Raw genomic sequence first — 23,211 nt, 5'->3', positions numbered from 1 at the left:
GAGAAAGGGCGTCCTGCACAATAGTGGCCGCCTTTCGCCGAACGGTTCCATGGCCCGCGCCTGTGCAAATACCGCCCCAGGGCCTTCGATCCTTGTTCACTGTTTCAGTACGGGCGCAGAATGGCGGATCGACCTCAAGAGTCCGAACCAAGGAAAACCGTATGAGCCTGTCGTTACTAAGCCGTTACGCGTTCTTTGCCGCATGCATCATATTCACCCTGGCCAGCCTGCCCTTTATCGAACATGAATGGCTGTGGCCCATCACCATAGTCACCGGCCTGCTCAGTTTGATCGGCATTTTCGACCTGCTGCAAAGCCCCCACGCCGTGCGCCGCAACTACCCGATCCTGGGCAATATCCGTTACCTGGTGGAAGCCATCCGCCCGGAAATCCGCCAGTACCTGCTCGAATCCGACAGCGATGCCCTGCCCTTCTCCAGGGCCCAACGTTCGCTGGTGTATTCGCGCGCCAAGAACGAAACCGCCGACAAGCCCTTCGGTACCTTGATCGACGTCTATCAGTCGGGCTTTGAATTCATCGGCCACTCCATGCGGCCCGCGCCGTTGAGCGACCCGAGCGCGTTCCGCGTGATGGTCGGCGGCCCGCAGTGCACACAGCCGTACTCGGCGTCGGTGTTCAATATTTCGGCGATGAGTTTCGGCTCACTGAGCGCCAACGCCATTCGCGCGCTGAACCAGGGCGCCAAACTCGGCAACTTCGCCCACGACACCGGCGAAGGCAGCATCAGCCCCTACCACCGCGAAAACGGCGGCGACCTCACTTGGGAGCTGGGTAGCGGTTACTTCGGCTGCCGTACCAGTGACGGCCGCTTTGACCCGGAACGCTTTGCCACCCAAGCACAAAACCCGCAAGTGCGCATGATCGAGATCAAGATGAGCCAGGGCGCCAAACCCGGTCATGGCGGGATCCTGCCCAAACATAAAGTCACCCGGGAAATCGCCGACACCCGCGGCATCATGATGGGTGAGGACTGCATCTCGCCGTCACGCCACAGCGCATTTTCTACGCCGATCGAACTGATGCAGTTCATCGCCCAACTGCGCGAGTTGTCCGGCGGTAAACCGGTGGGGTTCAAGTTCTGCCTGGGCCACCCCTGGGAGTTCATGGGCATCGCCAAAGCCATGCTCGAAACCGGCATCCTTCCGGACTTTATCGTGGTCGACGGCAAGGAAGGTGGCACGGGCGCGGCACCGGTGGAGTTCACCGACCACATCGGCGTGCCGCTGCGCGAGGGCCTGCTGTTCGTGCACAACACCCTGGTGGGCCTGAACCTGCGCGACAAGATCAAGCTCGGCGCCAGCGGCAAGATCGTCAGTGCCTTCGACATCGCCAGTGTGCTCGCCATCGGCGCCGACTGGGCCAACTCGGCGCGCGGCTTTATGTTCGCCATCGGCTGCATTCAGTCGCAGAGCTGTCACACCAATAAATGCCCGACCGGCGTCGCTACTCAGGACCCACTGCGCCAACGTGCGCTGGTGGTGCCGGACAAGGCCCAGCGCGTGTTCAACTTCCACCGCAATACCCTCCACGCCCTGGCGGAAATGCTCGCCGCCGCCGGGCTGGAACATCCGTCGCAGTTGTCGGCCAAGCACTTGGTGCGACGCATGTCGGCGACCGAGATCAAGCTGTTCTCGCAGTTGCATGTGTTCCTCAAACCGGGCGAGCTGCTCACCGGCGAGGTGAATGGCGAGTTCTATTCCCGTATGTGGCAGATGGCTCGGGCGGACAGTTTTGAACCGCATGAAGTAGCCGCCGCCTGATTCACACGGTTGAAGCCTGCCCGGCCTTCGGGCAGGCCATTGAGACATTCGGTAATACCCAGCCTTTGCAATTGCTTACAAATACCGCCAACCTGCGCCCGCCCGGCGTGCGGCGTACGACAACGCGCGCGCTCGCCACTCTTCACTCAACAACTTGTTCAAGAGCCCGCTGCCATGCTGAACGGACGCGACCCACGCATCGATTTTTTTCGGGGCCTGGCGTTGATCTTCATTTTCTGGGATCACGTTCCCCACAATCCCCTGGCCCATGTCACCGTGCAGAACATCGGGTTCAGTGACGCCGCCGAAATCTTCGTATTCCTGGCCGGCTACGCGGCGGTACTGGCCTACGGCAAGATCCTGCAGCGTGATGGTTATTTCATCGCCTGTTTAAAGATCCTGCGCCGGGTGTGGACGCTCTACGTGGTGCATATTTTCCTGCTGGCGCTGTTGATGGGCATCGTGATATTCGCCAACAGCCATATCGAAACCCGCGACCTGGTGCAGGAGATGGGCCTGGAGTATTTCCTCAACAATACCCAGCAGGCCCTGGTCGATGAATTGCTGCTGCGGTTCAAGCCCAACCTGACCGACCCTTTGCCGTTGTATATCGTGCTGATTCTGAGCCTGCCCCTCACGCTGCCGTTGCTGTTGCGTGTGCCGAGGATCGCGGTGGGCGTTTCTGTGGCGGTGTACCTGCTGGCGCCCTGGCAGGGCTGGAACCTGCCGGCCAGCAACGGCGGGGTCTGGTACTTCAACCCGGTGACCTGGCAGTGCCTGTTTATCCTCGGTGGCGCGGCGGCCTTGCGTTCAGCACGCCCGGCTGACCAGCGGCCTGTGCTGCGCCAACCATTGTTCCTGGCGGCGGCGGCTTATGTGCTGACGAGCTGCGTGATCACCCTGTCGTGGCGCTGGCCCGAGGTGCACGACGCCTGGATGCCAAGCCTGATCGGCGAATGGCTGTACCCCATCAGCAAGACCGACCTGTCACCGGTGCGCTTGCTGCACTTTTTGGCCCTGGCCTATGTCACCGCCAAATTGCTCCCCGGTGTCGGCTGGACGCAACACAGGTTGGCCCGGCAACTGGCCCGGATGGGGCGCTACTCCCTGGAAGTCTTTTGCCTGGGTGTGGTGTTGGCGCCGTTGGCGGACATGGCCAACGCCCTGACCGGTGACACCATTGCCATGCGGATATTCACCGCGCTGGTGGGGGCCGCAGTGATGATGCTGTTTGCCGCGTGGCTGGAATTCAACAAGCAATTGGACCAGCGCAGAGCCGCTGTCGCCGCGCCTGGTTAGTGCCCGGCTGATTGACATGTAGGAGGGGGCTTGCTCCCGATGGCGGTGTATCAGCTGCATGTTAGCTGGCTGACATACTGCCATCGGGGGCAAGCCCCCTCCCACATTGGTTTTGCGTTGCTTGTTCAATCAGGACAAGGCTGCAACCTCTCTGCGCCCATCATTCCCGCCGACACACATCGCAGTGCCGTTGGAGATCTAAAAATGTGGGAGGGGGCTTGCTCCCGATGGCGGTATGTCAGTTGCACATTGGCTGGCTGACACACTGCTATCGGGAGCAAGCCCCCTCCCACATTGATTTTGCGGCGCCCTCAGGCTACAGAACGCACCGCCCCATTGGTCGGCTGCAACTTGAACACGTAGAACAACACCGTCAACAACACCAGAAACGCAGGCCCGACATACAGCGCCACGCGGGTATCCGGGAAGTAAGCCATCAGGCCCACCACCAGCACCAGGAACGCCAGCGCCAGGTAGGAGCTGACCGGGTACAGCCACATGCGGTACTTGAGGCCCGCCTGCTCGGCCGGGCTCAGGCCTTTGCGGAATTTGAGCTGGGCCAGCAGGATCATCAGCCAGGTCCAGATCGCGCCGAAGGTTGCGATGGAGGTGACCCACACGAACACCTGGTCCGGCACCAGGTAGTTGAGCAACACGCCCAGCAGCAAGGCAAAGATCGACAGCAGCAGCGCCTTACGTGGCACGCCATTGCTTGAGGTGGTGCCGAACGTCGCGGGCGCCTGGCCGTTCTGCGCCAGGCTGTAGAGCATGCGCCCGGTGCTGAAGATGCCGCCGTTGCACGACGACAGCGCGGCGGTGATCACCACGAAGTTGATGATGCCCGCTGCGGTCTTGATACCCAGGCGCTCGAACGTCATCACGAACGGGCTGCCCTGGGTGCCGATTTCATTCCACGGGTAGATCGACAGGATGACGAACAACGCGCCCACATAGAACAGCAGGATGCGCCAGAACACCGAGCCGATGGCGCTGGGGATGGTCTTCTGCGGGTTGCGCGCTTCACCGGCGGTGAGGCCGATCATCTCCACGCCCAGGTAGGCGAACATCACCATCTGCAACGACATCAATACGCCTTGCACGCCGTTGGGCATGAAGCCGCCATGGGTCCACAGGTTGGAGATGCCCAGCGCCACGCCGTCATTGCCGAAACCGAAAGCGATGATGCCGACGCCGCCGATCACCATGGCAATGATGGTGACGATCTTGATCAGGGCAAACCAGAATTCGAACTCACCGAAGGCCTTGACCGCGATCAGGTTGATGGTGCCCATGCTGATCAGCGCCGCCAGGGCCCAGATCCAGCGCGGGGTGTCGGGGAACCAGACGCCCATGTACACCGCCACGGCGGTGATTTCCGCGATGCAGGTCACCAACCACAGGAACCAGTAGTTCCAGCCGGTCAGGAAACCGGCCAACGGGCCGAGGTAGTCCTGTGCATAACGGCTGAAGGAACCGGCGACCGGGTTGTGTACGGCCATCTCGCCGAGGGCACGCATGATCACCAGGATGGCCAGGCCACCGATGATGTAGGACAGCATGATGGCAGGGCCGGCCATTTCGATGGCCTTGGCCGAGCCGAGGAACAGGCCGACACCGATACAGGCACCGAGGGCCATCAGGCGGATATGCCGTTCACCCAATTCGCGTTTGAGCGGGCCGCCTGAAGCGGTCTCGCCATGGGGCAGTTGGTTGCCGACTGGCATAGGGATACAACCTCATCTTGTTATTGGATTGTCCGTCGAGTTTCCACGGTGCAAGCCGGTAAGCCTGCGCCCTTGTTGAAACCGGGGCCGCCTCATGGACGGGCCCGTCTTGCCAGGCAAGATCAACGGGGCGTGCAGTATAAAAAGCCCGGAGTAGGGCCTTTCACTATAAAAACGAGGCAATTTAGGGGAAGCGTTGGTCAAAATGCAATTTTACAGGAGCATCTGACCTGCATCGGGCGACAAAACGTCGCGGAGGCGCCGCTGTAGATCCGCCGGAAAATTCCTACACTCAAAACACAATTCCCTCACACCCAGCCATCAGCGACTAAACTTCAGGCAAGTCCGATCTATCTGCGTGAAGGGATCAATCGACTATGGGCGCACTGTGGCAAACCGAATCGAGCAAGGCTGCGAAAGTACATGGCAGTTCGGACCCAGCGCCTTTATCCAAAAATAAACCCAGGCCTCGTTACGCACGGCGCCTGTTCTGGTTGATTGTGTTGATGGCGCTGGCGGCCCTGGGGTTTGCCGTCGCCAAGGAGCTGCGCACCTCACGCCTGCAGGCCCAGGAACTGAGCCGCCTGGCCCGTGACCTGACCTATCGGTTGGAGCCCGGCCCCAGCCCGGCAATCGCCTATCCCGGCGCCGGGCCCTTCGACCGGCGTCTCGGTTACAGCGACCTCGGCACGTTCCTGCCACGCTTGCTCAAACGCGGTTATGTGATTGAAACCCAGGCGCGCTTTTCGGCCGAATTGATGGACTACAGCACCAAGGGCCTGTTCGTGCCCTACGCGGAAAAAATCCAGGCCGGGCTGTCCATCACCGACTGCCGCGCCGTGCCGCTCTACCAATACAACTATCCGCAACAACTGTACGAAAACTTCGCCGCGATCCCGCCGGTGGTGGTCAACAGCCTGCTGTTCATCGAGAACCGCGACCTGCTCGACCCGGCTCAGCCCGAAGCCAACCCGGCGGTGGACTGGCCGCGCTTCGCCAAAGCGGCCTGGTCACAAGTGGCCAGGCTCCTGCATTTGCCCGGGCAGACCGCCGGTGGCAGCACCCTCGCGACCCAGCTGGAAAAGTACCGTCACTCCCCCGACGGCCTGACCCTGTCGGGCGGCGAGAAACTGCGGCAGATGTTTTCCGCCAGCGTACGCGCCTACCAGGATGGTCCGCAGACCTTGCAGGCACGCCGCAATATCGTGCGCGACTACCTCAACAGCGTGCCGTTGTCCGCCGTGCCCGGTCACGGTGAAGTGCATGGCCTGGCCGAAGGGTTGCGGGTGTGGTACGGCGCCGACTTCAACCGCACCAACGCCCTGCTCGCCGACAGCAGCACGCAAAACCTCGGGCAAAAAGGCCTGGCCCTGCGTGAAGTGTTGTCATTGATGATCGCCCAGCGCCGGCCCTCGCACTACCTTTCCAAGGGCCACGCCGAACTGGCGAACCTGACCGACAGCCACATTCGCCTGCTCGCGCAGAACGCGGTCATCGACCCGGCCCTGGCACAGGCCGCCCTGGCCAGCAAGGTGAGCTATCGCGATTGGCTGCAACAGCCGACGATTCAACCGATTGAAACCAACAAAGGCATCAGTGTTGCCCGCAGCCGCCTGGCCGCCCTGCTCAATCGCCCGCTCTACGACCTCGACCGCCTGGACCTGTCCGCCACCAGCACCTTGCAGGATGACTTGCAAACCCAAGCCACCACCTACCTCAAGCACCTGGCCGACCCCGCCTTCGCTGGGCAAATCGGCTTGCTCGGCCCGCGCCTGTTGACGCCCGCCAGCACCGCGCAAGTGCGCTACAGCTTCACGCTCTATGAGATGACCGCCGATGGCGCACGGGTGCGGGTACAGACTGACAACACCGACCAACCTTTCGATATCAACGAGAGCAGCAAGCTGGAACTGGGCTCTACCGCCAAGCTGCGGGTGCTGACCACCTACCTGCAAATCATCAGCGAACTGCACGATCGTTATGCCGACCAGCCCCCCGCCGAGCTGAAAAAGATTAGCGTCGACGAGCAGGATCGCCTGTCGCGCTGGGCCGTGGATTACCTGGCGCAAAACCGCGACCGGAGCCTGCCGAAGATGCTCGACGCGGCGCTCGAGCGGCAATATTCGGCCAGCCCCGGCGAACGCTTTTTCACCGGTGGCGGCCTGCATCACTTCAATAACTTTCGCAACGAAGACAACGGGCGTAACCCCACGCTGCGCGAGGCCCTGCGTGAGTCGATCAACCTGCCGTTCATTCGCCTGATGCGCGACCTGGTGCGCTACAGCACCTATCAGGGCCCCAACAGCAGCGCCGAGTTGCTCAAGGACGACAGCGACCCACGCCGCCAGGAGTACCTGGCGCAATTCGCCGACCGCGAGGGCACCACCTTCCTGCTGCGCTTCTGGAAGCGCTACCGCAACAAAGACACCCAGGCCCGGCTCGACACTTTTCTCGACAGCATGCACCCCACCGCCATGCGCCTGGCCGCAGTGCACCGTTATCTACTGCCCCAGGCCAACCAGGACAGCTTCAACCGTTTCGTGCGCGCGCACCTGCCCACCAAAGCCCCGGAAAAACTCACCGATGAACGCCTGGCCAAGCTCTACAAGGATTACGGTCCCGGCGCCTACGACCTGCCGGACCAAGGCTATATCGCCAAGGTCCATCCACTGGATTTGTGGCTGCTCGGTTACCTGCTGAACCACCCCGACGCCACCTTCACCCAGGCCGTCGCCGCCAGTGAGCACGAACGCCAGGAAGTCTACGGTTGGCTGTTCAAGAGCCGCCACAAGAGCGCCCGCGACAGTCGCATCCGCACCATGCTGGAGATCGAAGCATTCCTGGATATTCATCAACGCTGGCAGGCTGTGGGCTACCCGTTCGATCACCTGGTGCCGTCCCTGGCCACCGCCATTGGCAGCTCGGGAGATCGCCCGGCGGCCCTGGCGGAGCTGGTCGGGATCATTCTCAATGACGGTGTGCGCGAGCCGACCGTGCGTATCGACAGCCTGCACTTTGCCGCCGGCACCCCGTATGAAACCCGCTTGGTCAACAACCCGGACCGAGGCAAGCGGGTCATGCCCAGTGAAGTCGCCAACGCGTTGCGCGAGGCGTTGTCCCAGGTGGTGGATGCCGGTACCGCAAAACGTGTGGCCGGCAGCTTCAAACTGGCTGATGGCACACCTCTGGCCATGGGCGGCAAGACCGGCACCGGCGACAACCGCATCGAAGCAATCGGTGCCGGCGGGCGCCTACTCAGCTCCAAGGCGATCAACCGCACCGCCACCTTTGTGTTCTATATCGGCGACCGCCATTTCGGCACGCTGACCGCATTCGTCCCCGGCGCCTCGGCCCAAGGCTTCACCTTCACCTCGGCATTGCCGGTGCAAGTGCTCAAGGGCATGGCGCCGCTGCTCAGCCCTTATTTGCAACCCGGCAGCCGGACGCAGTGCCAGCCAGGGGAGCAAGCTCTTTCAAAGTTAAAATAACTTACCGATTTAAAGGGTTAAAACTCACTCTGAGAATATAAATTCTGCATTCGCACAACAACCCGCACATTTCAGTCCTAACTTAGCTGCAATATATTGAACGTTTGTTCTTGATTTCGACGGATAGGCTAGGCACTCGAGCCACTTAACGAGTTCAACTTGATGCCTATACGTTCACTGCCTTCCAGCACGCCTGCGCGCGCCTATAAAGGCCCTCACTATGACTTGATCAAACAGACAATTCCGGACTGGCTTGCCACCGCCTCCCTGGCCCGGGCCCATCAGATGAGCGCCGCCGACCTTTCTCGACTGCCCGCTTACACCCGCGCCCTCCCCGCACAGCATCAAGACCTGCAAACGGCCAATGCTGAAGGCTGGCGGACGCAAAATGCCGTGGACCGACAACTGCGCGACATACAGGACGTGTATGCCTTTGCCGAACCCCTGCTGAAACAAGCCATTCTGGACAAGTACCACCTTGACCTGAACGTCAAATCAACGTTTCTGCACCTGTATATCGCCAAGAAACTGCCTAAGTACGTCCACAGTTTTTTCAAGGGCGTGACCAGCCGTAAGGTGTCATTGCTCGACGCGGCCTTGCAGAACTTTGCCGTCGAGGAATCCTTCGAAAGCGACTCCAGCTATATCACCCGTCCCGACTACCGTGGCCACTTCCAGCCCCTGGCGTTGAGCGACACGATGTCCATCCCACAGTTCAAGGCCTTGTGCCGTGAACTGGACCTCGGCGCACGCTATCAACAACACCTGAACAACTACTTGCTGCCAACGGATCTGGACGCACGCACCACCTTGAAAAACCAGGTCATCGCCAGCCAGAAAGCCGCGCTCAAGGCGGCGGCACACCTGGCTTACCTGCCCTCCGACGGCCAACAGGTCGCGGACCTGAGTGCCGCGGCCTACCATGTGTTGATGCGCGCGTTGCGCGGCGAACGTGGCGTGATGCGGTTCTATCAACTGCACATCCTCGATGCTTCACTGAGCGGTATCCTGCTGATCGCCGCTGACCTGGATCGGGTTTCCAGCGTCTCGAAACTGATCGCCTACATCCCCCATGACCCCGAGAGTCCCGTCAAGGAGTACACCTCCAGCCTTGCGTTCATGCTCGACCTGACCCGCAAGCTGCAAACCAATGCATCGATACCGTCTCGCCAGGGGCAAACCTATCAACAGTTCTTCAGCCAGTTTGTCGACCATAACCAACGCGGGCATTTCTTTGCCGGACTCAATCAGCGGCTGCCCAACGTTCGGTGGCACCCGGCGCAACCACTGGAGCCGCGCCCTCAATGGCGGGAAGCGCCGCTGGGCAATCCCAACCTGCACTTCTCCTCGCCCGCCATCGAGGGCGATCTATGGGAATACCGCTACCAGCAATCCTTCAACAAGATATTCAACGACGCACGCAGCATCGCGGTGCCTACGGCCGACGCCGACAGAGCAGAGCGCTGGGCCTGGTGGGACAACTTCACAAAAATCCTCTCGGATATTTTCAATGTCGCGCTGCTGGTCATCACTCCGTTCGTGCCGTTCCTCGGCGAGCTGATGCTGGCATACACCGCCTATCAACTGGCCAGCGATGTGATCGAAAGCGTGGTAGACCTGGCCGAAGGGCAGTTTATAGAAGCCGCCGAACACCTCGTCACGGTCGCCACCGATACGATCCAACTGGCACTCTTCGCCGTCGGTGGAGAAGTCGCGAGCGCGTTCAAACGCTCGCTCTTCGTCGACAATTTGCGCGCGGTTGAAGTCGGCGGGCAACAGCGCCTGTGGAACCCGGACCTGGCGCGTTACGCCCACGACAACCTACAGCTGGCGAGCGACTCTCAGCCCGATGAACTGGGCCTGCATACGCACCAGAACCAGAAAGTCCTGCCGCTGGATAACCGGCACTACGTCATCGAATACGACGCCACCCACCACACCCATCGCATCAAGCATCCCACCCGTCCCGGCGCCTATTCACCCAGCATCGAGCATCACGCCAGTGGCGCGTGGATCCATGAAGGCGAGGCCCCCAACACCTGGGACAGCGAGACGCTGCGTCGGCGCCTCGGACCTGCGGTGGAGGACCTCAGCCCCGCCCAACTTGCACAGGCCTGCCAGACCAGCGGCACCCACGACGACGCCTTGCGCATGATGTACGCCCAACGCAACACCCCACCGCCGCTATTGGCCGACAGCCTCAAACGGATAAAGCTGCGCCAGCAACTCGAAAGTGCCCCGCAGCAGGTTCGCACCGGGGCCAGTGCGGATCTGCCGCCCAACTGGACGGTGCAAACCACCACCGAACTCCAGGGTTGGCCGGCAAACAAAGCCATCCAGGTGTTCATCAACAGCGACTTGACCGGCCACTCCATCGTCTACGGCGCCAACGACGTCACCGCTGCCAACACCCTGCGCCTCAGCTATCAGGCTGTGGAAGCCGGCCAGTGGTTCGAACAGGTCATCGCGTTCCTGAGCGACACCGAGCGGATGGCCTTGCTTGCAGCGCCCGACGCGCAAACCCTGCCCGAACCCGTTATGGCGCTGCGTGAGCGCCTGGCCAATGAGTTGGTGCAGCAGAACACCAGCGTGTTCAACCACCTTTACAGCACCCATGAAGCGCTCAATACCCCGCAGGGCCGACTGATTCAACAGCAGTTTGCGCTATTGCCCAAAGACCTGGTGACCACGTTGCTGCTGCGCACCTCGCCACAAGAGTCGAGCGTGATGAGCCGTGAACGGCGCATCCCCTTGCGCCTGAAAAACCTGGCCCGGGAACTGACCAATGAAGTCCGCGCCAGCCATGCCAGTGAAGGCCTCTACCACGACGCCTTGCTGACCCCGGACACCGAGCGCATGGCCCTCAATATCGTGCGCCTGCACACCGATGCCCTGGGCGACTTGAACGTTGCCATTCACGATCAGACGCCCAGCGGCAGCCTGCGTTGCCAGGTGGGGCCGGCCGACGCGGGCACGAAAAAAATACTCCTGTACAAGGGCCAGGGCCGTTACCAGTTGCACGCTGCGTCGCTTTCCACCCCGCCGCCGCAGTACACCTTTTATGAAGCGTTGTTGCGCGCGGTCCCCACGGACACGCTTGACTACCGGCCAGGTCAAGGCGCGAACTTCAAGGAATGGCTCAAAGCGCAACTGGCGCCACCGGCCGAACGCCGCAACGTGATAGCGGACAGCCCGCTAGCCCCGGCTGAGCAGCGCACCACACAACACTTACTGCAAAAACCCATGTGGGGGGCTTTCCGCCGATGGGTCCTGAGGCAACCCCCACAGCCGCCGACCCCTCGGGAAACGCTGATGAAGCTGTGCCCGCGTTTGACTGAGGAACAGATCCAGAAAGTGCTGCCCCACCTGAGCACTCTGCAAGGCGAGCAACTACTCGGCACACTTGAAGCTGACCATGCGACGCTGCACGAAGACCTGAACAGGTTCCGCAAAAAACCACTCGTAGACCCTATGGCAAGCACCGATCAAGCCCTGCTTGAAATACACACTCGACGCCAGGTCATCCATGGGTTGACTGCCTGCTGGGAAGACGGTGCCTACCTGCGCATGCAACCGATGGAAGCGAAAACCCGCGGTGCCCTGCTGGACTTGAACGGGCTGGCCCTGGGTCTTCACCTGGAACGCCTGGGACCACTGCGAGCAGACTTCAGTCATGTCACCCGCTTGAATCTCAGCGGCTCAGCGCTGGGCGATCGCGAATTACCCTTTCTCGATAATTTCCACAACCTGCGCGACCTGGACCTGTCGGCCAATCGTCTCGACAAGGTGCCGTCGCAGATATTGCCCATGAACGGCCTGACCGTCCTGAACCTGGGTGACAACCCTATTGCATGGTCGCCCTCCGACCACGCCACGCTTAAACAATGCCCACAGTTGCGCGCCTTGAATCTGGAAGGTAATACCCGCCTGGAAACCCCACCGGATGTCAGCCAAATGCCGGAGCTGCGCCTGCTGGTACTCAATAGAACCGGTATCACTCAATGGCCGCAAGGGCTGGAAAGCCCGAGGCCCGCCCTGCTGAAACTGGACCTGAGAAACACGGCGATCAACACCGTCCCCGTGTTTGCGCCAGAAACTCCCGCCGCCGGGATTGTGGCCAACAGTTGGCTGGATATGACCAGGCTTGAATTCGAGGATGAACAACGCTTCGTCAGTTATCGCCGGGCCCAGGGGATCGACCCTTACCGCACCACGCCTCGCGGCGGTAAAACCGACAGCCAATTCTGGATGGTTGGCCTGACACCTGAACAGCGCAACACGGCACAGAAGGTGTGGGACGAGGTGGAAGCGGAACACGGCTCCCAGGGTTTGTTCGAGGTGTTCAGACTGTTGCAGCCGCCTGCAGGTTTTCAAACCGAAATCGATGCGCAGTTGTTTGAACAAGGTCGCGAGGACCTCTCCCAGCGAATCTGGCAGGTGGTGTTTCGTGCCTATGAGAACACCGGGTTTCGCGAGCGGGTATTCAGCTTGGCCGGCCCACCGGCCCTGTGCGCAGATGCAGGGGCCCATACGTTCAACCGTATTGGCGTGGAAACCCTGCTGGAAATCATCCGCAATGACAACAGCCCTCACCTCGAACGCCACCTGGTGACACTGGCCAAGCAGACCTGGCGCCTGGAGCAGATCAACCAAATCGCCCACAAGGAAATCCAGCATCGCGTCGCGCCAGAAAGCGAGGGCGGATTGGGCCAGGCGTTTGGCAGCGGTGAAAACCAGGTCGATGATGTGCAGGTGTACCTCGCCTACCAAACCGGGCTCAAACGCCGTCTCGACCTGCCGTGGCTGTCCGAACACATGGTCTACCGCAACACGGCCGGGCTGACTCAAGAACATCTGGATACTGCGGTGCGCCAGGTTATCGAGCTGTCACAGGGCGACGGCCTGGTCAATGGCATTCTTGAGCAATCGTTCTGGGCCGACTACCTGCATGACACCCATCTGGAAGCGTTCAAGGCTCAAGCCGAAAAACGCACACACGCCGGCAGCCAACTGGAGGATTTACGGGATGCCCACGCGGAATGGATCGGCGCCGAGGTGACGCCTGAGCGCAAGGCACGTTTGCGCGAGCAGATCATTACGCTGGCCAATGAACTGACGATCCCCCATACCGTGGTGCTGGCCGAAGAACCCTTCTCCGATGCCACCGTGCGACGGCTTTACAGTGACATCCAGGATGACTACAACGAGTTGGCGCGCCGTTTGACGCGACAAGCGCTGCTGGATGCGTACGAATAACCGAACGCGTCACAAGCGACGTACAGGTACTGGGCCGAGACGATTCAGCCGTTTACTTCCACAACCCTGTCAGTCCCGCCTTCCACCACCTGAAAGCGATACACGCGACCGGGCTGTTTCTCGAAACTGAACACCCGCCCCGGGAAGATGTGGTTCTTGGTAGTGGGTGCACAATCGGTTCGATTGCTGGCCGAACAGTCCTTGAACTCATCCACCACCACCACCGTGTTGCCGGCATTGCGCAAGGTGTAGTTGCGGCCGCCGTTTTCGATCCGAGTGTCATAACGGCTGTCCTTGGGCCGCACGAAAAATACCGTGCCGTAGCCGGCCATCACCCGCACGCCACCCGCGACCTTGTCCTCATAAGCCTTGCGCTCCTCTTCCGTGGCCCGGAACTCGTCGTCCTTCTCCGGCGCCACGGGCAGGTAGCGCACCCGGAAGTACCGCTCGCGGTCACGTTCGCCCATGAATACAAAACGCGTGTTCTGCATACCGGTGGCCGGCACGATCAGCCGCGCCGGGCTGGCGATCAGGGCGTCCAACTGGTTCTTGACCGGGACTTCGTCATACGTGCCGTCAGGCTTGTAGAGCATCTCGGTCACGCTGATCTTGACGAAGGCGGTACTGGTGCCGCCATTGAATATGCGCTTGAGGTAGTTGTTTTTATCACCACTCAAGTAGTCGTAAAAATCCCCGACATGAATGGCCGGCCCGGCCTGGACATTGACGGACCACAGGCAGAACACCAACACAGCAGATAGATATTTCATAAGCACCTCGCTAAATCGTTCGACATCACGGCCTCACCGCATCAAACAGCAGATGTACGCTGCCAAAGTATTCACCCGGCGTATAACCGCCCTCAGGCTCTACCGCGGCAATCTCCAACAACACCCGTTTACCGAAACGGGCTTCGGCTTCCGGCACCACCAGGGTTTCGTCCAGGCTTAACACCTGGCCGTTGAAGGTGACGTTCAACGCAATCGAACGAGGGCCGTTGGACAGGACGGGCGCCTGGTTCAGGCGCGCCGCAATGCCGCCGCCGCTGTTCTTCACATCGAAGTGTTCACGTAGCGGTTTGAGGGTGCCCGGCACCAGGTGCCAGGCCATTTCCTGCTCACGCTCCAGGAATCCGGGGTTGATCGGCAGTACATAAAAGTCGCGGGTGGGAATGGTCACCGACACGTCGAAGACCTGCACTTCGCGAATGGCCAAGGCCTGGGCACTGAGCAACACCCCGATCACCAACAGCAACATCCCCAGGACGACTTTGCGGAATTTGCCCGCATGAGCTCTCTCAATGACCATCAGCCTTTGACCTCATGTGTGTTTTTCTCGCCGCCCTCGATCAGGGTAAAGCGATAAGTGCGACCGGCCTGCTTGGTAAAGCTGAAATCGCGACCGGGCAGGATGTGGCTCTTGGTGGTGGGCTGGCAGTCCTGGGGTTCAGCGGTGGAGCAGTCCTTGAACTCATCGACCACCACCACACTGTTGCCCGCGTTGCGCAACCCGTACTCGCCCTCACGGTCTTCGGTGCGCGTGTCAAACCGGGTGGTTTTGGGGCGCACGAAAAACACCGTGCCGAATCCCGCCAACACCGTGACGCCTGCCGACAGGCTGTTTTTGTAGGCCTCGCGATCGTCGCTGGAAACGCCAAACTCATCGTCTTTTTCGGGCATTACCGGCACGAAGCGCAGGCGAAAATAGCGCTCGCTTTCGCGCTCGCCCAGGTAAAGCAAGCGTGTGCCCTGCATGCCATTGGCCGGTACGATCATGCGCGCCGGGGTGGCCATCAGACCGTCGCGGGCGGTGTTGTCGGCGTTGCTCTTAAGCTCCACTTCCTCAGACGTGCCGTCAGCGTTGTAGACAATTTCCATCACCGCGACCTTGATAAACGCCGTGCTGTCGCCGCCATTGAAGACACGCTTGAGGTAGGTGGATTTATCGCCGTCGAGGTAGTCGTAGAACACCCCGACATTGATGTTGGGGGCGGCCTGTGACAGCGACGACCAACAAAGCGCGGACAGCGCAAATAGATACTTCATACGCATGATTAAAGTTCCGAATCCCAGATGACCGTTGCCTGGCCCGAATAGGTGGTGCCGCCTTGGGTCACCATCGTGTCGGCGTGTTCTTTCTTGACCTCGAAGTGCAACGTTCCGGGGCGACGGTTGACGTAAAAGCCTGGCTGGAATACTTCGGTGCCAGCACCACTCAAGAGCAATGGCTGGCGATTCACGGCGCCGCCGTCCGGGCGAGTCAATCCATGGGGCAGGCTTACGCTGATATCCAGGGGCACTTCATGATCGTCACCGTTTTTCAAGGCGCAGGTGTCGCCGATTACACGCTCGCACTCCAACTGCATCTTGAAACGCGAAGACGCGGAGATATTGAAGGTCTGGTCGCGGAATAGGCGTGCAGGTTTTCGGCCCTGGTTCAGCCAGGCTTGCCAGCCGCCCTGAGGTACCAGCTCGATACGGTTACCCCCCGCTGGGACCTCGACATTGAGATCGTGCTCCACGCTCAAGGTGAAGTTAAACGTGATGCTGTTTTTGGAGGGGATCATTACGTCACCGAAGTCGTAGTCCCCACCCGGCCCCATGGTGTAAGTGATACCTCCCCTGTACTGACCACCGGACATTCCCAAGGGGTTGGGAGCCCTGAGTTCGTAGGCATACTCCATGGTATTAAAACGCAAGGTCGCCAGGTCCTTAGAAGGTTGCCGGCTGCAGGCCCCCGCCCCTTCAGGTGTCAGCCAAAAATACGAAGCGGTGGCGACATCGGCTGCAAGGTGGTTGGTACTTTGGCAGGGACTCGGAGCTCTCCGCCATTGGGTCGTCCACGCAATCCCGGGCTGCCCCCACGCTGAGACGCCTGGAGGCCGGGGAACGGTCCATAACCCCCCAATACCGGCGATACGCAGCTGTACGGTCTCGGTTTCTCCAGTGGCCATGTGCGTTACGGTCAAGTCACGCCAATCGGACGGCACCTTGACCATGAACCCCTGCCGTTCATCCTCATGATTAGCCACAATTGGTGCAATGGAGGCCGCGGTGAAGTTGTTGTCTCGCAGGCTGAAAATGTTCAGTGCCTTGCAACGGGCCGGAATATGGGCTGCGCAAATCGAACTGATGGGCGTGGTGTTCTCGAACTTGTTCACCATGGGGTTGCTGGGGTCTGGTCGGAAAACTGCCGTGATCTCTTCAGTACTGCCTAGTGCCGACGAACTGAACACACAGCTTCCCCACCCGAAAAACAACAGGCCCAATGAACCGCGCTGAATCTGACGTTTCAGCCATATACTTTTCATTTAATAAAAATCTCCAAGCTCCGGTAATGACACGTTTAGAGTTCCGACTCCCAAATGGCCGTTACCTGGCCCGAATACGTGGCACCGCCCTGGGCCACCATCGTGTCGACGTGTTCTTTCTTGACTTCAAAATGCAGCGTTCCCGGGCGGTGATTGACGTAGAACCCTGGCTGGAACTCCTCGGTACCAGCACCGCTCAAGAGCAAAGGTTGCCGGTCAACGCCGGAGCCATCGGGACGAGTCAGGCCGTGGGGAAGGCTTACGCTGATATCCAGGGGGACCTCGTGGCCGTCACCGCTTTTCAAGGCGCAGGTGTCGCCGATTACACGCTCGCACTCCAACTGCATCTTGAAACGCGACGACACGAAGATGTGGAAAGTCTGATCGCGGAACAACCGCGCGGGTTTGCGGCCCTGGTTCAACCAGGCTTGCCAGCCGCCCTGAGGGACCAACTCAATACGATTACCGCCCGGAGGAAGCTCGACCTTAAGGGCGTGCTCCACGTCCAGAACGAAGTTGAGCGTTAATAGGTTGTCGTCGGGCAACATGACGTCACCCATGTCGAAGTCCTGGCCAGGGCCGATCAGAAAATTATGAGTCCCCTCATAAGTGCCCGATAACATACCCAGAGGGTTCGGTGTGATCAGTTCATAGGAAATACTCAAGTTCGAGTATTTGAAGTCAGGGAGGATGTGCGTAGGGCGCTTGAAGCAAACACCGGCGCCTGGAGGTACCCGCCAGAAAAACCCGTAATAGTAAGCGTTGCCATACCCTACGCCGCCATATTGACACGGGGATGGAGCATTGACCCAGTTGCTCCCCTCCCATGTACCCTCATGCAGTGGCTGCGTCTGCTCATGGGCTCCGCCTATACCGCTGACCCGCAGGAGAACCTGTTCTGTATGCCCTATCTCCCGATGCCTGACAGTCACTGCCGTTAACGAAGAAGGGACTTGGAACATCGGCCCGTTACGTATCTCGTCCAAAGGCTGAATCGGAACGACGGCGTTGAAGCTGATCGGAAAATTGATGCTGAACACCCCATTTTGACAATACGCCGGGTGATCACGGCAATACCCTCCAGGCGGCGTGGTGTTCTCAAACTGGTTCGCCATCGGGTTGCCGGGATCTGGACGGAACACTGCCGTGATCTCTTCAGTAACGCCTGGCGCCGACGAGCTGAACAACAGGGCCGCTGCCACGGCCACAACCTGACTAAACAGTGCGCTCATGGTTTTCATGCTGATGGATGACCTCGTCATGACATTCAACCAGCGGTCTGAGCGTTAAGGGTGGAATCGGCCAAGGTGTCCGGCGTGCAGCGCAAATCACCAATCATCAGCACATTGTTTTCGCTGGGCGCTTTGGACGGATCAAGACGGAACTGGCACAGCAACTGATTGTTGTGGCGCACTTCCAGGGTCGGCGAGCTGGCGTTCATCTCCAGGGAGAAGAAACCATCCACTTCACTCACCCCACGGGTGGCGTGGTTGATGACGTGATGGCCCTTGAGCGGTTTGCCCTGTGGGTCGACCAGGCGCCCGAGGACGGTCACGGTTTGCATCACGTTGACCTTGAGGTATTCCACCCCGCCCTTGTTCAGGTGGTAACTGACACGGTGCGGCTGGATCGAGGCCGAAGGCGCGTGGTTGCCCTCAAAGTCGAACGTCACCGAGCCACCCTTGTAGGCCGTGATCGGGATAAAGTTGCGCCCAATCCGCAACGCGGTGCTGCCGCCACTGAAGTCATCGGCGCGCAGGGCGATGTCGTCGATATCGGTCTCGACGTCGACAATCATTCCTGCGCCGGTACCGGAATACTGGCTGGTGAGGACCATCTTCTGGCCGCCGAGGGCGAGGGTGCTCTCCAGGTTCAAGCCACCGCTCAGCTCATTGTTGAACGACGATTGCTGCACAAACGCATCGCCCTGCAGGGCTTCGGTGTCAAAGCTGGCCATGCCTGACATGCCGATGCCGTAGGTGTCGGTAGTTGCCGTGGCCGAGACGCTTTGCAGCAGGTGGTCTTGCAGGTCTTTGCGATAGGTCACAGAAGCGTTGTTATCACGCGACCCGTCCCGGGCGGTGCGCGTACCGAGGCTGGCGGACCACTGTTCACCCGGGCCGCCAAGGGCCACGCTGACACTCAGATCGACGCCGCGATTACGTTTGTCGCCAGTGCTGGCGCTGCCCGGCCGGTCGAACAGGGACAAGCGCCAGTTGGCGTCGCTGCCAAACAGATGGGTGCGCTCGCTCCAGCCCAGGTCCAGGCCAACACCTTCTACGTTACCTTCGGTGTGGGACAGTCTGGCACTCACCGAACGCAAGTTACTGAGCCGGTGATTCAGGGAAATCGATGAGTTACTGGTCTGGCCGACAAACACATTCACCTGGCGAATACGCGTGCCATCGGGCAGGTATTCGTAGGTATTACGGGTGTCCAGCCAGCTGCGAGTGTGGTTAAACACCACCGTGCCGGCACCATAGTTGTAGAGCCCGTTGAGGTCGACACCGGTGCCGTAGTTGTCGGTCTGGTAGACGTTGGCGTACACGCTGGCGGAGCTGGCAAGCGTCCAGTCGATGGAGGTGCCGTATTGCATGCTGTCTTTGACCTGGCGCCCCGAAACGCCCAACACCACGCGCGGGTGGGCCAGGTAATTGAGGGAGACGCCAGCGGTCGTGTCGCCACTGGACTGTTCATCCCAGTTGCTGAGCAACTTGCTTTCCCGGCCGGCAAATACGTTATAGCGCCAGCGGTCATCGTTGTTGCGCCAGTTGTTGGGCTTGTAGACCAACTCCTGGGTGGTGTTAGTGACCTGGCCGTCTTCTATCAGGCGCACTTCGACCTCATAGATCCCGCCGGGCAACGGACGTGTGTCCAGGTTCTGCAGGCCACTGGTGACAGGCTGGGTGTTGATCAACAGGCCATTGCGATAAATCTCCACCGAACCCTGGCGGTTGGCGGTAATGGCAATCGGATAGATGCTGGCCTTGGGGTTGTTGATCATCAAGGTGTCGGAGCTGCCGTACATCACGCCGATGGCGGTGTCGGGGCTGGCGCCGAACGTGCGCAGTTGCCGGGTGAGACCTTCGGCATTGGGTGTGAAATAACCCAGGCGCAAAAACTGGCCTTCCAGTTCGCGCTGGGTGTAGAGCGAGTACACCGCATGGTTGAGGGCGTCGTCGTCCGGGCCGCCGAGGCGCGAGAACTGCGCGTTCAACACCTGGCTCCAATTGCCCAGGCTGCTGCTGGCGTCAATCCCAAAGCGCCCGCCCGTGTCCTGGCCCTGGCCGCCGTTAAGGTTCAGTTGGTTACGCACAATCAGGCCTGCGCTGCCCTCATGGGGAAGCTCGTGATAACGCCGGCTTTCGGTGTCGCGCTCGGCGTTCTCGGTCAGCAGTGAGACCAGGGATTTTTCCAGGTTGTAGTGCACGGCCAGCAACTGGTCGGGGCAATTACTCTCGCAGGTGCCCAGTGGCACTTGCTGCTTGAGGTACTCGGCCCAGCGCTCACGTTCATCGTCCTTGACCGGGCTTCCTTCATGGTCGTTAAACGAAATCAGGGTCAGGGTGTCTTCACGAGACAAGACAATCATTGCCTCCCCTACGAACTCTTGGTCACGCTCAACTCGAACGGCCAGGGGCACATCGAAAAAGTGCTCTTCAAAGTCCGCCGGCAAACCCTTGCTCTGAGCCAGCAAACTGCGCGGTGTTGTGCCATCGGCCACTGGAGCAGCTAACGCGCCCGCACAAAACGACAGGGCAAGCGCTGCCGCGATGGGAGTCATCGGGAACATGAACGGAATACTCTGAATACGGAAAATCAAACTATTGAGAACCGATCAACCGACGAAGAACCGCCTGTTGATCGGTAACCGCTACCCAATAAAGCGATGTTTACGGGTCAACTTCTCACCCTCACAGGGTGACGCGAGGCTCGTGGTCGAACACCACGGTGAAGTTGGTAGTGAAGAGACCTGCATCCGTGTCAGCTGGTTTGGCTGGAACAATAACCAGATCCGCCTGGGTGCCTGGAGTGGAGCTGGCATCATCGACAACTTCCAGCGGCGAGCCGGTCAGGGTGACGCCGTTGAAGGAGGTGGTCAGGGCAATGGAGGCAGTGCCGTTGCTCAGGGAAGCTGGACCGCCTTCGATGTAAGCCTTGATCGAACCGTCGGTATTTTTTACCGCGTAGGTTTCGCGCAGGCTGCTCAGGTTACCGGTCACGGTGTTGTAGGTCATGGTCTCATCGCGACCGAAGTCCGGGTTGAGCGGTTGTGCATGGAACTGTTTGGTAGGAATGGTTGCCTTGATGTTGATGACGCTGGTGGCTTCACCGGCGGCAAAGACGCTGGAAGAACCGAAGGCCAACATAACCAGTGGCAGTACGAAAGCAGTTTTCTTGAGCATTATTAGGTACCTGTATATCGCATTAATTGAGTTGAAAGCCCGATCAGCTTGCAACTTTCTCACGCGCTTAAAGAGCACATCTTTTCAATATCTGGCTGTGTCTTAGGACGCAGGCATATCTTCCACTGAATCAAAAACAAAGTAAGCCAGAGCCTTCTCTAAAGCATGTAGCCATAGGCCATACAACTAGTGAGACAAAAACAAAAAATACAAATAATGCCATCAGCACCTGTAATACACATCCTACAAAGAGACTATAAACTTACGGCCTACACGCGTTAAAAACTCGGACTGTAAGAAACGTATGACATACCGACACAACGCGGCTTAATCAAACATTCAATTAGAGTATTAACTCAATCTTTTAATCCTAGCTTAGTTTTTTAATAACTCGGTATTTCGTCATAACCAGTCCGCCATCGCCTTTGGCAGCCGCCGAACCGCTCATCGGAGAAGGCCTTTACGCAAGATAAGATATATCTTAAGTTGTATCTTGATTTTTCAGAGAGCACGACGATGAAAGACCCCCATTCCCACCGCGCAACCGGTAGCGGCCGCGACATCTTTGACAAACGCTCCAGCCGCGAACGGGCCGAGCGTGGCCCGCGCGTCTTTGCGCCGGGTGATCTGAAATTGCTGCTACCGGCGCTGATCGCCGAAATGCCCTGCCACGGCTACGACCTGATCCGCCGGATCGAAACCCTGTTCGACGGCGCCTACAGCCCCAGCCCCGGGGTGATCTACCCCACGCTGACCTTTCTCGAAGAAAGCGAATTGATTACGGGCGACGCCGAGGGCGGAAAAAAACGCTACACAATCACCGATGCCGGTCGTCTCTTATTGAGCGAACAGGCGGTTGCCCTCGAAGGCATTCGCATGCGCATGGACGTAAGCAAACGCTCGCTGCGCGGCCAGGACCGGCCACCGGAAATCCACGAGGCGGTGCACAACCTGCGCCATGCCTTGCACTCGCACCACGGGCGCTGGAGCCCGGAAGAAATCGCGCGGGTCGCGGCGCTGCTCAACCGCACCGCGCAAGCCATTGCCGACGGGAAAGACCAATGAACACACAAACCATCCATCGCGTGACCCACGACATCAAACGTCGCCGCCTGCAGGTACTGCGGGTGGTAGACATCACCCCGCGCATGCGCCGCATTACATTGGGCGGCCCGGAACTGGCGGGTTTTATCAGCCTGGGCAGTGACGATCACATCAAGCTGCTGTTCCCGCAAAACCCCGCCGAACAAGCGGCCCTGGAAAGCCCGACGTTCACCATCAAGGGCGACGGCCCGCAACCGGCGATGCGCGATTACACGCCACGGCGTTACGACCTGAACAGTGGCGAACTGGTTATCGACTTCGTGCTGCACGGCGATGGCCCTGCGTCCACCTGGGCCGAGCAGGCGCAAGTCGGCCAGCACCTGTATATCGGTGGGCCACGGGGTTCGATGATCGTGCCGGATATCTTCGACAGCTACCTGCTGATCGGCGATGAAACCGCCCTGCCCGCCATCGGCCGGCGCCTGGAAGAACTGCCCGCCGGACGCAAGGTGCTGGCGGTGATCGAAATTGCCGATGCGGCAGAGCAGCAAGTGCTGGAGAGCGCGGCGGATGTCGAGATTATCTGGGTGGTGCGCGGCGAGGCAGACCTGCTCGAGGTCGTGCGCAACCTCACGCTGCCCGGCGGAAAGTTGTATAGCTTTGTCGCGACCGAAACCAAGCTGTCGCGCCAGGTGCGGCGGGTGTTGCTGGATACGCACAAGGTCAATGAGGATTACCTCAAGGCCGTGGGCTACTGGCGGGCAGAAGGCAGTGAAGAAGATTAAGACCGACGCGGTCAAAACTGTGGGAGGGGGCTTGCTCCCGATAGCGGTGGATCAGTAAATAAATTTGTTCTGACATACCGCCATCGGGGTGTAGAACCGTAGACATCGTTTACATCTG

15 protein-coding genes are annotated in these 23,211 nt (G+C 59.8%); 7 read left to right on the top strand and 8 right to left on the bottom strand.

The features are described 5' to 3' along the window. Positions 1–161 precede the first annotated feature (161 nt). Positions 162–1,781, top strand: a complete 1,620-nt coding sequence (locus C4J89_RS05530; protein ID WP_124413950.1) for an FMN-binding glutamate synthase family protein — start codon at positions 162–164, stop codon at positions 1,779–1,781. A gap of 174 nt (positions 1,782–1,955) precedes the next feature. Beyond that, on the top strand, positions 1,956–3,080 hold the full coding sequence (locus C4J89_RS05525; protein WP_124413949.1) for an OpgC family protein: 1,125 nt from the start codon (positions 1,956–1,958) through the stop codon (positions 3,078–3,080). Positions 3,081–3,391: 311 nt separating this feature from the next. Here C4J89_RS05525 and C4J89_RS05520 read toward each other — a convergent pair whose 3' ends face one another. Continuing rightward, positions 3,392–4,804, bottom strand: coding sequence for an amino acid permease (locus tag C4J89_RS05520; RefSeq protein ID WP_124361474.1), 1,413 nt, complete (start codon positions 4,802–4,804; stop codon positions 3,392–3,394). 377 nt (positions 4,805–5,181) lie between these two features. Here C4J89_RS05520 and C4J89_RS05515 point away from each other — a divergent pair, with 377 nt between their 5' ends. Continuing rightward, positions 5,182–8,292, top strand: coding sequence for a transglycosylase domain-containing protein (locus C4J89_RS05515; RefSeq protein WP_124413948.1), 3,111 nt, complete (start codon positions 5,182–5,184; stop codon positions 8,290–8,292). A gap of 162 nt (positions 8,293–8,454) precedes the next feature. Then, the gene (locus C4J89_RS05510) at positions 8,455–13,548 is read left to right on the top strand and encodes an NEL-type E3 ubiquitin ligase domain-containing protein (protein WP_124413947.1); all 5,094 of its coding nucleotides are present in this window, start codon (positions 8,455–8,457) and stop codon (positions 13,546–13,548) included. A 44-nt stretch (positions 13,549–13,592) separates the two neighbouring features. Here the strand turns inward: C4J89_RS05510 and C4J89_RS05505 are convergent, their stop codons facing one another. Genes C4J89_RS05505 through C4J89_RS27305 form a run of 4 tightly spaced genes read right to left on the bottom strand, consistent with a single transcriptional unit; the run spans position 13,593 to position 16,246 of the window. Further along, positions 13,593–14,318, bottom strand: a complete 726-nt coding sequence (locus C4J89_RS05505) for a molecular chaperone (RefSeq protein WP_124361471.1) — start codon at positions 14,316–14,318, stop codon at positions 13,593–13,595. Positions 14,319–14,343: 25 nt separating this feature from the next. Beyond that, positions 14,344–14,856: a CS1 type fimbrial major subunit gene (locus tag C4J89_RS05500; RefSeq protein WP_256658917.1), complete on the bottom strand. Its 513-nt coding sequence runs from the start codon at positions 14,854–14,856 to the stop codon at positions 14,344–14,346. Then, positions 14,856–15,593, bottom strand: a complete 738-nt coding sequence (locus tag C4J89_RS05495) for a molecular chaperone (protein ID WP_124416001.1) — start codon at positions 15,591–15,593, stop codon at positions 14,856–14,858. Before C4J89_RS05495 ends, C4J89_RS05500 begins: the two co-directional genes overlap by 1 nt. 8 nt (positions 15,594–15,601) lie before the next feature. Continuing rightward, on the bottom strand, positions 15,602–16,246 hold the full coding sequence (locus C4J89_RS27305) for a hypothetical protein (RefSeq protein ID WP_305955267.1): 645 nt from the start codon (positions 16,244–16,246) through the stop codon (positions 15,602–15,604). Between the two features lie 355 nt (positions 16,247–16,601). Between C4J89_RS27305 and C4J89_RS27085 the strand changes: the two genes are divergently transcribed. Then, on the top strand, positions 16,602–16,829 hold the full coding sequence (locus tag C4J89_RS27085) for a hypothetical protein (RefSeq protein WP_256681822.1): 228 nt from the start codon (positions 16,602–16,604) through the stop codon (positions 16,827–16,829). A gap of 64 nt (positions 16,830–16,893) precedes the next feature. Here the strand turns inward: C4J89_RS27085 and C4J89_RS05485 are convergent, their stop codons facing one another. The 3 genes from C4J89_RS05485 to C4J89_RS05475 form a co-directional block, all read right to left on the bottom strand. Further along, positions 16,894–18,099, bottom strand: coding sequence for a hypothetical protein (locus tag C4J89_RS05485; RefSeq protein ID WP_256681780.1), 1,206 nt, complete (start codon positions 18,097–18,099; stop codon positions 16,894–16,896). Positions 18,100–18,125: 26 nt separating this feature from the next. Beyond that, complete coding sequence (locus C4J89_RS05480) at positions 18,126–20,651, bottom strand: CS1-pili formation C-terminal domain-containing protein (protein WP_124361470.1); 2,526 nt, start codon at positions 20,649–20,651, stop codon at positions 18,126–18,128. A 121-nt stretch (positions 20,652–20,772) separates the two neighbouring features. Then, entirely contained in the window at positions 20,773–21,264 is a 492-nt protein-coding gene (locus C4J89_RS05475) for a CS1 type fimbrial major subunit (RefSeq protein WP_124361469.1), read from the bottom strand. Between the two features lie 516 nt (positions 21,265–21,780). On the opposite strand from C4J89_RS05475, the gene C4J89_RS05470 reads away from it, so the two are divergent. Further along, positions 21,781–22,329 (top strand): PadR family transcriptional regulator, encoded by a 549-nt coding sequence (locus C4J89_RS05470; protein ID WP_124403204.1) that lies wholly within the window; start codon positions 21,781–21,783, stop codon positions 22,327–22,329. Next, on the top strand, positions 22,326–23,093 hold the full coding sequence (locus tag C4J89_RS05465) for a siderophore-interacting protein (RefSeq protein WP_124413946.1): 768 nt from the start codon (positions 22,326–22,328) through the stop codon (positions 23,091–23,093). Before C4J89_RS05470 ends, C4J89_RS05465 begins: the two co-directional genes overlap by 4 nt. The last annotated feature ends 118 nt before the right edge of the window (positions 23,094–23,211 follow it).

It is taken from the genome of Pseudomonas sp. R4-35-07 (genome assembly GCF_003852235.1).
In the GTDB taxonomy this organism is placed as follows: domain Bacteria; phylum Pseudomonadota; class Gammaproteobacteria; order Pseudomonadales; family Pseudomonadaceae; genus Aquipseudomonas.
The sequence above is the reverse complement of the archived record's forward strand: the minus strand, read 5'-3'. Positions and strand labels throughout refer to the sequence as shown.

Bases quoted from the DNA above. Each gene is read 5' to 3' on its own strand.
- C4J89_RS05465 (WP_124413946.1), top strand. From the start codon at position 22,326: ATGAACACACAAACCATCCATCGCGTGACCCACGACATCAAACGTCGC.
- C4J89_RS05470 (WP_124403204.1), top strand. From the start codon at position 21,781: ATGAAAGACCCCCATTCCCACCGCGCAACCGGTAGCGGCCGCGACATC.
- C4J89_RS05525 (WP_124413949.1), top strand. From the start codon at position 1,956: ATGCTGAACGGACGCGACCCACGCATCGATTTTTTTCGGGGCCTGGCG.
- C4J89_RS05495 (WP_124416001.1), bottom strand. From the start codon at position 15,593: ATGAAGTATCTATTTGCGCTGTCCGCGCTTTGTTGGTCGTCGCTGTCA.
- C4J89_RS05485 (WP_256681780.1), bottom strand. From the start codon at position 18,099: ATGAAAACCATGAGCGCACTGTTTAGTCAGGTTGTGGCCGTGGCAGCG.
- C4J89_RS05530 (WP_124413950.1), top strand. From the start codon at position 162: ATGAGCCTGTCGTTACTAAGCCGTTACGCGTTCTTTGCCGCATGCATC.
- C4J89_RS05515 (WP_124413948.1), top strand. From the start codon at position 5,182: ATGGGCGCACTGTGGCAAACCGAATCGAGCAAGGCTGCGAAAGTACAT.
- C4J89_RS05505 (WP_124361471.1), bottom strand. From the start codon at position 14,318: ATGAAATATCTATCTGCTGTGTTGGTGTTCTGCCTGTGGTCCGTCAAT.
- C4J89_RS05510 (WP_124413947.1), top strand. From the start codon at position 8,455: ATGCCTATACGTTCACTGCCTTCCAGCACGCCTGCGCGCGCCTATAAA.
- C4J89_RS05480 (WP_124361470.1), bottom strand. From the start codon at position 20,651: ATGTTCCCGATGACTCCCATCGCGGCAGCGCTTGCCCTGTCGTTTTGT.
- C4J89_RS05475 (WP_124361469.1), bottom strand. From the start codon at position 21,264: ATGCTCAAGAAAACTGCTTTCGTACTGCCACTGGTTATGTTGGCCTTC.
- C4J89_RS05500 (WP_256658917.1), bottom strand. From the start codon at position 14,856: ATGGTCATTGAGAGAGCTCATGCGGGCAAATTCCGCAAAGTCGTCCTG.
- C4J89_RS05520 (WP_124361474.1), bottom strand. From the start codon at position 4,804: ATGCCAGTCGGCAACCAACTGCCCCATGGCGAGACCGCTTCAGGCGGC.